Raw genomic sequence first — 11,344 nt, 5'->3', positions numbered from 1 at the left:
GCTGGGAGAGCGCTTGCATGGCATGCAAGAGGTCAGCGGTTCGATCCCGCTTAGCTCCACCAAATTTACTCCCGATAAATTTGGCGTATACGTAAAAGCACTATGGGGCTATAGCTCAGCTGGGAGAGCGCTTGCATGGCATGCAAGAGGTCAGCGGTTCGATCCCGCTTAGCTCCACCAATATTCAAACCCTCGCTGAAAAGCGGGGGTTTTTGCTTTTTGTCACAAAATTCATGGCGTCTGATCTGTTCTTCAGGTGCGTTTGTTTGCCGCTGCTTTGCGGTCAATATGAGCTTTTGTTAGATTGCTTCATAATACGAATATACTTATTATTCATGCGCCTTATATAATGATGTGAGCATTAAAGCAATGCTGGATAAGTGTAACGTATTAAAAAATATAAAAATATTTTTACTGGCTTTCTGCCTGACTGTTCCGGCTGTTCTGCTATCCCGTCTCATTTCTCCCCGCGCCACAATTGATTCCAGCTATATCTTTCTGGCCTGGCTACCGCTCTGCGTCATGTTTTCCGTGCTGTTCTTATTTGGCCGCCGTGGCGTCGCGCCGATGGTAGGCGGAATGATGTTGACTAATGAATGGAATTTTCATTTACCTCTGCCACAGGCGATGGTGCTGCTATTTTGCCAGACGTTTCCCGTGTTGCTGGTTTGCGCTATCGTTCGCTGGCAGCTGGGCGCGCGCTGGCGCTACGGAATACCCAACCAAGGCATCTGGCTACGCGTTTTCTGGTTAGGGTTAATGACGCCGTTTGGCATAAAAATCAGTATGCATCTGGCGGGGCACTACCTGGCTTTCCCGGTGACCATCTCTACCTTCTTTGGCACCGGCACCGCTATTTTCTCGATTGTCGATTTATTGAGTCTGATTTCTGCCGCGCTTATTTTTACCCTCTTTTTCTATTATCCGCTGCGGATGATAGTCAGCCCGCACTATATTCGTATTTTCTGGCGGAGGGATGTCGCTCCTTATCTCGCCAAAGAAAAACGCCTGTTTACGCTTCTCTGGTTTGCCACTCTGGCGACGCTATTAGCGGTGCTGTGTACGCCTTTCGAGACAAAGTATATTGCTGGCTATCTGGTGCCAGTTCTGTTCATTGGATTTACCATCGGCGTGGGGAAAATCAGTTATCCGCTATTGAATTTTAGTTGGGCTCTCACTGCGCTATTCCTGCTTAGCTATAACCGCAATTTTCTGCAGGGCGTGGGCTCAGAATATTCGCTGGCATTTATCCTTTCAGTTCTCATTTCTTTTAGTATTTGTTTGTTGTACATGGCGCGGATTAATCAGCGTAGCGAATGGTTGAATCGACAATGGCACTCGCAGGCGTTGACCGATCCGTTGACGCAGCTGCCTAACCTGCGTGCGCTGGAGCAGTTTCTTTTACAGGATGCCGGGCAAAGCGTGTGTTATCTACGCATGGAAAACCTGGAATTTCTGAGCCGTCATTACGGTATGCAGATGCGCGTGCATTGCGAACGCGAGGTGTTTCGCGTGTTGCAGCCGCTGCTGCTGGAAAAGGAGAAAATTTTCCATCTGCCGGGCAGTGAATTATTGCTGGTATTGACGGGACCGGAGACGGAAGCCCGCCTGCAATATATGCTCAATGTGCTTAATAACCGCAAAATTTACTGGAACAATACCGGTCTGGACATGGAATATGGCGCATCGTGGGGAACATTCGATGGTCGCCAGGAAACCTTGCAACCGCTGTTGGGGCAATTAAGCTGGCTGGCGGAGCAATCCTGTTCGCACCGTCGGGTGCTTGCACTGACCCAGAGTATTGAAGCCGCTTCCGGGCAGACGACGGAACGGGTGCTGCGGTTGCAGAAAATCCGTCAGGCGCTGGAGCGTGGTGCGCTGGTTTTGTATGCGCAACCCATTCGCGACGCGCAGGGAAAAGGGTATGACGAGATTCTGACGCGGCTTCGGTGCGACGACGGTATCATGATGCCCAATCAGTTCATTCCGCTTATCGCCCAGTTTAACCTGAGCGTACGGTTTGATATGCAGGTGATGGAAGCGCTCCTGCAATGGTTGTCCGCGCATCCTTCGGCGGAGCAGGGGGCGCGTTTTTCGGTTAATTTGATGCCGCTGACGCTGCTGCAAAAAGAGACGGCGTCGCGCATTATGCAGCTTTTTAAACGCTATGGCGTCCCGCCTGCTTCGGTCATCATCGAAATTACTGAAGAACAGGCCTTCTCTCATTCCGAAATCAGTATGCACAATATCAACCAGCTGCGTAAGTTTGGCCTAAAAATCGCCATTGATGATTTCGGTACTGGTTATGCAAACTATGAACGGCTAAAACGCCTCAAGGCGGACATCATTAAAATCGACGGTTGTTTCGTAAAAGATATTCTGACGGACTCCCTGGATGCGATGATCGTGAAATCCATCACTGATTTAGCGAAAGCGAAATCGTTGAGCGTCGTGGCTGAGTTTGTTGAAACGCCTGCGCAGCGCGATCTGCTATTGCAGCTTGGCGTACACAGTTTGCAGGGATATCTGATTGGCCGCCCGCGCCCGTTAGGTAAATAAGCGGCATAAAAAAACCGGGGATAGCTCCCCGGTTTCTACATTAAACGCAGACTTACAGTACCAGCGCCGCGATAGAGGCGGACAGTACGCTCACCAGCGTAGAACCGTACACCAGTTTCAGACCAAAACGGGAAACCACGTTGCCTTGCTCTTCGTTCAGGCCTTTAATCGCGCCCGCAATAATACCGATGGAAGAGAAGTTCGCGAAGGATACCAGGAAGACGGACAGGATACCTTCTGCACGCGGAGAGAGCGTGGCGGCAATTTTCTGCAGATCCATCATCGCCACGAATTCGTTGGAAACCAGTTTGGTCGCCATGATACTGCCCACCTGCAGCGCTTCACTGGACGGTACGCCCATTACCCATGCGACCGGGTAGAAGATGTAACCCAGAATGCCCTGGAAGGAGATGCTGTAGCCGAACCAACCGGTAACCGTTGCGAACAGCGCGTTCAGCGCCGCGATCAGCGCGATGAAGCCGATCAGCATCGCCGCGACGATAATCGCCACTTTAAAACCTGCCAGAATGTACTCGCCCAGCATTTCGAAGAAACTTTGGCCTTCATGCAGGTTCGACATCTGAATATTTTCTTCGCTGGCATCAACGGTATAGGGGTTGATCAGCGACAGTACGATAAAGGTGCTGAACATGTTCAGAACCAGCGCTGCGACCACATATTTAGGGTCCAGCATGGTCATATACGCGCCCACGATAGACATGGAAACGGTCGACATCGCCGTTGCAGCCATGGTGTACATGCGGTTACGGGACATTTTGCCGAGGATATCTTTATAAGCGATAAAGTTCTCAGACTGACCGAGGATCAGCGAGCTGACGGCGTTAAAAGATTCCAGTTTGCCCATACCGTTTACTTTGGACAGCAGGAAACCAATAGCGCGGATGACCACTGGCAGAACACGGATATGCTGGAGAATACCGATCAACGCGGAAATAAAGACGATCGGGCACAATACTTTCAGGAAGAAGAACGCCAAACCTTGATCGTTCATACTGCCGAAGACGAAGTTTGTCCCTTCGTTGGCAAATCCGAGCAGTTTTTCAAACATCTCGGAGAAACCTTTTACGAAGCCAAGGCCAACATCAGAGTTCAGGAAGAACCAGGCCAGTAGCACTTCGATAACAAGTAACTGAATGACATAACGAATGCGAATTTTTTTACGGTCACTGCTAACCAGCAGTGCGAGTACCGCAACAACGGCAAGCGCCAGGACAAAATGAAGGACGCGGTCCATATTTGCTCCAAATATGAGGCAGGTTTAATTTTCGTGCACATTCTATGCAACAGCCGTAAAGAAAACGAGATCCAACACACACTATAATAAGGACCTGTGACGAGATTCAAAATTAGTGATCTGTAATACACTTTTACTGTACTGAATATGAAAATGAAAAGTTATATCAGTGTGCTAATCTTGTAATGTTAAGCAAAACTGTTCTGATACAGGTCGTCATCGTATCGGTCTATCGTTTCACACTATCAAAGTAATCACCCGTACCCATTGAAATGCACTTGATAATCATTATCAATAAACATAGCATGAAACATAGCAAAGGCTATGTTTTTGAGGCAAAAGATGACTGACAATCGCGTAGAGAATAGCAGCGGACGGGCGGCGCGCAAGCTAAGGCTCGCATTAATGGGACCTGCGTTCATTGCCGCGATTGGTTATATCGATCCTGGTAACTTCGCGACCAATATTCAGGCCGGTGCCAGCTTTGGCTACCAGCTACTCTGGGTGGTGGTCTGGGCGAACCTGATGGCGATGCTGATTCAAATCCTCTCGGCAAAACTCGGAATCGCCACGGGCAAGAACCTGGCGGAGCAAATTCGCGACCATTATCCGCGCCCGGTAGTCTGGTTTTACTGGGTACAGGCGGAAATCATCGCGATGGCCACCGATTTAGCTGAATTTATCGGCGCGGCAATAGGTTTTAAGCTGATCCTGGGCGTCTCTTTATTACAGGGCGCGGTATTGACCGGTATCGCGACGTTTCTGATTTTAATGTTACAGCGCCGCGGTCAAAAACCGCTTGAAAAAGTCATCGGCGGTTTACTGCTTTTTGTCGCCGTTGCTTACATTGTGGAGCTGTTTTTCTCTCAGCCTGATATGGCGCAGCTCGGCAAAGGAATGGTTATCCCGGCGCTACCGAACCCGGAAGCCGTATTCTTAGCCGCCGGCGTGCTTGGCGCGACGATTATGCCGCACGTGATTTATCTGCACTCGTCATTAACACAGCATCTGCACGGCGGAACGCGGCAACAACGGTACTCAGCAACGAAATGGGATGTCGCTATTGCTATGACGATTGCCGGTTTTGTCAATCTGGCAATGATGGCGACCGCCGCGGCGGCGTTTCATTTTAGCGGCCACACCGGCATCGCCGACCTCGATCAGGCATACCTGACGCTGGAACCGTTACTAAGTCATGCGGCGGCAACGGTGTTTGGTCTTAGTCTGGTAGCGGCAGGGCTTTCCTCCACTGTGGTAGGGACTCTGGCGGGGCAGGTGGTGATGCAAGGGTTTGTCCGTTTTCACATTCCGCTGTGGGTACGGCGCACCATTACCATGCTGCCCTCATTTATTGTGATTTTGATGGGGCTGGACCCTACCCGAATTCTGGTGATGAGTCAGGTGCTGCTGAGTTTTGGTATTGCGCTGGCGCTGGTGCCGCTCCTGATTTTCACCAGTAACGCTACGCTAATGGGCGAGCTGGTGAACACGCGGCGGGTAAAACAGATTGGCTGGATAATTGTCGTGCTGGTCGTCGCCCTGAATATCTGGTTACTGGTTGGAACGGTGATGGGGTTGTCATAAAGACAGAAAGATAGCAGGCCCGATGCGTGAACGTCATCGGGCTATTATTCAGCAGGAGGCTTAGTGATGATGTTTGTGACCCCGGCCTCGCCCGCGATGATCGTCGCGATCGCGCCAGCCTTCCCGATAACCGCGTTCATACGCTTTACGCTTATCCCAGCCGCGATGATAGCCGTTGTCATGGCGCCACCAGCGATTTTTACGCCATTCATAATGGTTGTGCCAGTAATCACGGTCGCGCCAGCGACCACCGTCCCAGTAGTTACCGTAATCATCGCGATCGCCAATCTGTAATTTTATTGAGGGCAACAGGGTGATTTCGCCCGCATTCGCGGCAAGCGGTGTAAAAGCCAGCAAGGCTGCCGCCAGAATCAGTGACCTGAACATACTTTCTCTCCTTCACGATCGAGCCGTCGCCGGCCTGTTAATGCAATATTACAAAGCAGTAAAGATTTGTTTCATCGCCTTAACTCTTAAATCATGAAGGAGAGCATTTTTTGCTAAAACCGGCCCTCCAGAATAGCGTCAATTTCTGCACATTCCGCCGCCGAAAAACTGCGATTGGCCAGCATTCCTACGGCGTCTTCGATTTGCGACGGTTTGCTGGCGCCAATCAGTACCGAGGTAACGTTATCGTTACGCAGCACCCAGGCGAGCGCCATCTGAGACAATTTTTGGCCCCGTCGTGCAGCCAGTTCATTCAACCGGCGAACTTTTTCCAGTTTGTCGGCGGTAATCTGTTCTGGTTTAAGGAAACGGCTTCCGCTCGCCGCGCGGGAATCTTCCGGAATGCCATTCAGATAACGGTCAGTGAGCTGCCCGCCCGCCAGCGGCGAGAAGGCAATACTGCCGACGCCTTTTTCCTGCAACAGCGCCAGCAGCCCGTCCTCTACCCAACGCTCAAAAAGCGAATATTTAGGCTGATGAATCAGGCAAGGCGTGCCGAGATCCTCCAGAATATCGATAGCTTGTCTGGCCAGATCGGCAGGATAGTTAGAGATCCCCACGTACAACGCTTTGCCGTGGCGCACAAGGTGATCTAACGCTTTCATCGTCTCTTTAAGCGGCGTTTCGGGATCGGGACGATGGTGATAAAAGATATCGACATACTCCAGCCCCATACGTTTCAGGCTTTGATCGAGGCTGGCGATAAGGTATTTCCGTGACCCCCAGTCGCCATAAGGGCCATCCCACATGGTGTAGCCCGCTTTGGTGGAGATGATCAATTCATCACGCCACGGTAAAAAATCTTCCTGCAGAATGCGGCCAAAATTGCATTCTGCGGAGCCCGGCGGCGGCCCATAATTATTGGCGAGATCAAAGTGGGTAATGCCCAGATCGAACGCGCGTTGCAGCAGCGCCCGGCTATTTTCTACCCGTGTCGCATCGCCGAAGTTGTGCCATAACCCCAGCGAAATAGCGGGAAGTTTGACGCCGCTGCGTCCGCAGCGACGATACTCCATTGTATGATAACGATTCTCATCGGGCTGATAAATCATGACCTTTCCCCCTGTGGCGTGAATAAATAGTGTATACGGTTACACTCGCCAGGCGGTATCCGGCTTTTACTGTTTGCCGCTGTAAACATTGTTTTCCAGGCTTTCATCCCCGTCGTGCTGGACAGCCATTGGCATTCCTTAATACTCAACATAATGTCAACGTCAGAAGGAAAGCTGTCATGCAAAACCCCTATACCGTGGCCGACTATTTGCTGGACAGACTGGCAGGATGCGGCATTGGCCATCTTTTTGGCGTACCGGGCGATTATAACTTGCAGTTTCTTGACCATGTGATTGACCACCCGACCTTGCGTTGGGTGGGATGCGCCAATGAGCTGAACGCCGCTTATGCCGCGGACGGTTATGCACGCATGTCGGGCGCTGGAGCGCTACTCACCACCTTTGGCGTGGGAGAACTTAGCGCTATTAACGGTATCGCGGGCAGTTACGCGGAATATGTCCCGGTCTTGCATATCGTCGGCGCGCCCTGTAGCGCTGCGCAGCAGCGTGGCGAATTGATGCACCATACCCTCGGTGACGGCGATTTTCGTCATTTTTATCGCATGAGTCAGGCGATATCTGTTGCCAGCGCAATATTGGATGAACAGAACGCCTGTTTCGAGATTGACCGTGTAGTGGGTGAAATGCTTGCCGCACGCAGGCCAGGATACATCATGTTGCCCGCCGACGTGGCGAAAAAAACGGCCATCCCGCCTACGCAGGCGCTGGCGTTGCCCGTGCATGAAGCGCAAAGCGGCGTGGAGACGGCTTTTCGTTACCACGCCCGTCAGTGCCTGATGAACAGTCGGCGCATTGCGCTATTGGCCGACTTTCTTGCCGGGCGTTTTGGTTTACGACCACTGTTGCAGCGCTGGATGGCGGAAACGCCCATCGCTCATGCGACACTACTGATGGGGAAGGGGCTTTTTGATGAGCAGCACCCGAACTTCGTTGGCACCTATAGCGCAGGCGCCAGCAGCAAAGAAGTGCGTCAGGCCATAGAGGACGCCGATAGGGTTATCTGCGTCGGCACCCGTTTTGTCGATACCCTTACGGCCGGATTTACTCAACAATTGCCGGCGGAACGCACGCTGGAGATTCAGCCTTACGCGTCGCGCATCGGCGAAACCTGGTTCAACCTCCCGATGGCGCAGGCGGTGTCTACGCTGCGCGAACTGTGCCTTGAATGCGCTTTTGCGCCGCCGCCGACGCGTTCCACCGGACAGCCAGTGCGGATTGATAAGGGAGAACTGACCCAGGAAAGCTTCTGGCAAACCTTACAGCAGTATCTCAAACCCGGCGATATTATCCTTGTCGACCAGGGGACTGCAGCTTTTGGCGCTGCCGCGCTGTCGCTTCCTGACGGCGCGGAAGTTGTGGTACAGCCGCTGTGGGGATCTATCGGCTATTCCTTGCCCGCCGCGTTTGGCGCGCAAACCGCCTGTCCCGATCGGCGGGTGATTCTGATTATCGGCGATGGCGCGGCGCAGCTCACGATTCAGGAGATGGGCTCGATGTTACGCGACGGGCAGGCGCCGGTCATCCTGCTGCTCAACAATGACGGCTATACCGTAGAGCGCGCCATTCACGGCGCGGCCCAGCGGTATAACGACATCGCGAGCTGGAACTGGACGCAGATACCACCGGCGCTAAACGCGGCGCAACAGGCGGAGTGCTGGCGGGTGACGCAGGCTATCCAACTGGCAGAGGTCCTCGAACGTCTGGCGCGCCCACAACGTCTGTCATTTATTGAAGTGATGTTGCCAAAAGCCGATCTGCCGGAATTACTGCGTACCGTGACCCGGGCGCTGGAAGCCCGCAACGGGGGATAATGGCCCCCGCTGCGCCGGATTAGGGTTCGTGACGGTTGGCGGCCAGCAACGGTTTTCCCGCCAGCAATAGCCAGGCGGGGAGCATCACAATGCAGAGCAGCGGCAGCAGATTGGTATCCGGTACGACGACTGCCGCCATAAACAGACTGAGCCAGCCGTCGCGCGTCACTACCAGCACTAAGCCAAGAATCGCGCAGGAGACGGTAATCGCCGCGGGTACGGCCTCAACATGGGCATGGAGCATGAGCCCCAGCGCCGCGCCGATAAACACAGCCGGAAAAATGCGCCCGCCGCGAAAGCCGCTCGCCGCCGCGATGACCAGCGCGGCGAGTTTGACGACGGCTAAGGTAAAATAATCTCCCGCGCCCAACGTCTGGCTAAACGCCATTTGTTGCATTTCGTCCAGGCCTTTAAACAGGGTAAGCGGCCCGCCAATGACGCCCAGAATACCCAGTATAAAACCGCCAATGCCGAGAATCAGGACTGGATTTTTTAGTCGGTGCAGCAACTCATGCAGACGCGGAAGGCACCAGACGGCGACCATCCCGGCGGCAATGGCGATCGCCGCGACGATCGCTCCGCTGGCAATGTCCACCAGCCGCATCTGCGTGTAATGGGCGATGGGTAACGAAAAATGCGGATGAAAGAACAGGCTGGTGGTGAGTGACCCCGCCGCTGCCGCCATTAACGGCGCAAACAGGCGATCCCACATGGGAATATCGTTAGAGCCGCTAAGCGTTTGCGAAAAAATCAGCGCTGCGGCGACGGGCGTGCCGAACAGCGCGCCGATGGTGCCCGCTGAGGCCAGAATCGTCCAGTCTAACGCCGTGATACGCGGAAACAGGCGGGAACCGAAAGCCGCCGCCAGCGCGATATTTATTGTCATTATCGGATGCTCTGGCCCCAAACTTACCCCACCAGCAAGGCCGATGATTAAGGCGAGAAGTAGCCCGGGCAGCGCAGATGGCGAGACCGGCATACTGATTAACGGTTCGATGGCCGGATCGGGGCCAGCGTGTCCGGGACTGTAACGGATAATCAAACCCACCACGATCCCGGTTAGCGTGAGCATACCCACTATCCAGAACGGCGAATCATAAGCGATGCCGATGCTGGCGGGCAGTCGTTGCCAAAGAAATTGCTGAAAAACCGACGCGACTTTCATCGAGGCGATTAAAACCAGGCTTGACGCTACGCCAATAATCAGTGCAGGGAGCGACAGCAGCAGCATCGTTCGGGCACGCGGGTGGAACATAATCTCTTCCTTACACGGGGTCGTATACCTATTTTGCACAGCCTGCCCGACGGCATTGCTGCAATTGGTGCTGAAACAAGAAAGTAATTCTGTGATGAAGATCTATATTTATAGGCAGTCAGCCTGATGGCCGTTGTTGTTATGCCCCCATGAATTTACAGTGTGACAAAGACTTATTTTGACTTTAGCGGAGCAGTAGAAGAATGACAAAGTATGCTTTAGTAGGAGATGTAGGCGGCACGAATGCGCGTCTTGCCCTGTGTGATATCGCCAGTGGAGAAATCTCGCAGGCCAAAACGTATTCCGGCCTGGATTATCCCAGTCTTGAGGCCGTGGTGCGCGTTTATCTCGATGAGCATAGCGTCAGCGTGGAAGATGGTTGTATCGCCATAGCCTGCCCGATTACCGGTGACTGGGTAGCGATGACTAACCATACCTGGGCTTTTTCTATTGCGGAAATGAAAAAAAATCTCGGCTTTAGCCATCTGGAAATCATCAACGATTTCACCGCCGTGTCGATGGCGATCCCGATGCTGAAAAAAGAGCATTTAATTCAGTTCGGCGGCGGCGAACCGGTAGACGGCAAACCTATTGCGGTGTATGGCGCGGGAACTGGCTTGGGCGTGGCGCATCTGGTGCATGTGGATAAGCGTTGGATTAGCCTTGCGGGCGAAGGCGGGCATGTCGATTTTGCGCCTAATAGCGAAGAAGAAGCTATGATTCTGGAAATATTGCGCGCCGAAATTGGCCATGTTTCCGCCGAGCGCGTGCTGTCTGGCCCGGGGCTGGTGAATCTTTACCGGGCGATTGTTAAGTCCGACAACCGTCTGCCGGAAAATCTGCGCCCGAAAGATATTACCGAACGCGCCCTGGCGGATAGCTGTATCGATTGTCGCCGCGCGTTGTCGCTCTTTTGCGTCATCATGGGGCGATTTGGCGGCGATCTGGCGTTAACCATGGGAACATTTGGCGGCGTTTATATCGCTGGCGGTATTGTCCCGCGCTTCCTGGAATTTTTTAAAGCGTCCGGCTTCCGTGGTGGCTTTGAAGATAAAGGCCGCTTTAAAGATTATGTACACGGTATTCCGGTCTATCTGATTGTCCATGATAACCCTGGCTTGTTAGGTTCCGGCGCGCATCTGCGCCAGACATTAGGTCATATTCTATAAGCCAGATGGTGGCATAAACGCCTTATCCGGCCTACAAAAGTGTGTCATCTGTAGGCCGGATAAGCGCAGCGTCATCAGGCAATTAATCATTCTCTTGCCAGTCTCAAACCGCGTGCCTCACGCGGTTTTTTTTGTCTATGGAAAACCCCCAGCTAGGCTGGGGGTTCCGGAAAGCTTTCAGCTTTAAGCCA

General features: G+C 53.0%; 8 protein-coding genes and 1 tRNA gene. 5 read left to right on the top strand and 4 right to left on the bottom strand.

The annotated features are described in order from the left end of the window. The first annotated feature begins 104 nt into the window (after nucleotides 1-104). Together ACLD3P_RS21705 and ACLD3P_RS21700 are read left to right on the top strand one after the other, a co-directional pair. Nucleotides 105-180: transfer RNA gene (locus tag ACLD3P_RS21705), tRNA-Ala, on the top strand. 189 nt (nucleotides 181-369) lie between these two features. Continuing rightward, a complete protein-coding gene (locus tag ACLD3P_RS21700; protein WP_000884546.1) occupies nucleotides 370-2,559 on the top strand; it encodes a sensor domain-containing phosphodiesterase in 2,190 nt (729 codons plus the stop codon). A gap of 52 nt (nucleotides 2,560-2,611) precedes the next feature. Here the strand turns inward: ACLD3P_RS21700 and nupC are convergent, their stop codons facing one another. Next, nucleotides 2,612-3,814 carry a nucleoside permease NupC gene (gene nupC / locus ACLD3P_RS21695; RefSeq protein ID WP_000376342.1) on the bottom strand — a complete coding sequence of 401 codons (1,203 nt, stop codon included), beginning with the start codon at nucleotides 3,812-3,814 and terminating at the stop codon, nucleotides 2,612-2,614. Nucleotides 3,815-4,156: 342 nt separating this feature from the next. Between nupC and ACLD3P_RS21690 the strand changes: the two genes are divergently transcribed. Further along, nucleotides 4,157-5,398 carry an Nramp family divalent metal transporter gene (locus ACLD3P_RS21690; RefSeq protein WP_076934995.1) on the top strand — a complete coding sequence of 414 codons (1,242 nt, stop codon included), beginning with the start codon at nucleotides 4,157-4,159 and terminating at the stop codon, nucleotides 5,396-5,398. A gap of 60 nt (nucleotides 5,399-5,458) precedes the next feature. On the opposite strand, the gene ypeC is transcribed toward ACLD3P_RS21690, so the two are convergent. Both ypeC and mgrA read right to left on the bottom strand, forming a co-directional pair. Then, a complete protein-coding gene (gene ypeC / locus ACLD3P_RS21685; protein WP_000490091.1) occupies nucleotides 5,459-5,785 on the bottom strand; it encodes a DUF2502 domain-containing protein YpeC in 327 nt (108 codons plus the stop codon). A 113-nt stretch (nucleotides 5,786-5,898) separates the two neighbouring features. Then, a complete protein-coding gene (gene mgrA / locus ACLD3P_RS21680) occupies nucleotides 5,899-6,897 on the bottom strand; it encodes an L-glyceraldehyde 3-phosphate reductase (RefSeq protein ID WP_131046778.1) in 999 nt (332 codons plus the stop codon). Nucleotides 6,898-7,076: 179 nt separating this feature from the next. Between mgrA and ACLD3P_RS21675 the strand changes: the two genes are divergently transcribed. Further along, nucleotides 7,077-8,729 (top strand): alpha-keto acid decarboxylase family protein, encoded by a 1,653-nt coding sequence (locus ACLD3P_RS21675; RefSeq protein ID WP_131046776.1) that lies wholly within the window; start codon nucleotides 7,077-7,079, stop codon nucleotides 8,727-8,729. Nucleotides 8,730-8,748: 19 nt separating this feature from the next. On the opposite strand, the gene ACLD3P_RS21670 is transcribed toward ACLD3P_RS21675, so the two are convergent. Continuing rightward, a complete protein-coding gene (locus tag ACLD3P_RS21670) occupies nucleotides 8,749-9,984 on the bottom strand; it encodes an ion channel protein (protein ID WP_000468932.1) in 1,236 nt (411 codons plus the stop codon). A 203-nt stretch (nucleotides 9,985-10,187) separates the two neighbouring features. Here ACLD3P_RS21670 and glk point away from each other — a divergent pair, with 203 nt between their 5' ends. Next, on the top strand, nucleotides 10,188-11,153 hold the full coding sequence (glk, locus tag ACLD3P_RS21665; RefSeq protein ID WP_023231214.1) for a glucokinase: 966 nt from the start codon (nucleotides 10,188-10,190) through the stop codon (nucleotides 11,151-11,153). The last annotated feature ends 191 nt before the right edge of the window (nucleotides 11,154-11,344 follow it).

This window comes from Salmonella sp. 741265073_HBA (assembly GCF_046569105.1).
In the GTDB taxonomy this organism is placed as follows: Bacteria; Pseudomonadota; Gammaproteobacteria; order Enterobacterales; family Enterobacteriaceae; genus Salmonella; species Salmonella enterica.
Note: the sequence above shows the minus strand (reverse complement) of the source record. Positions and strands in the feature narration are given on the sequence as shown.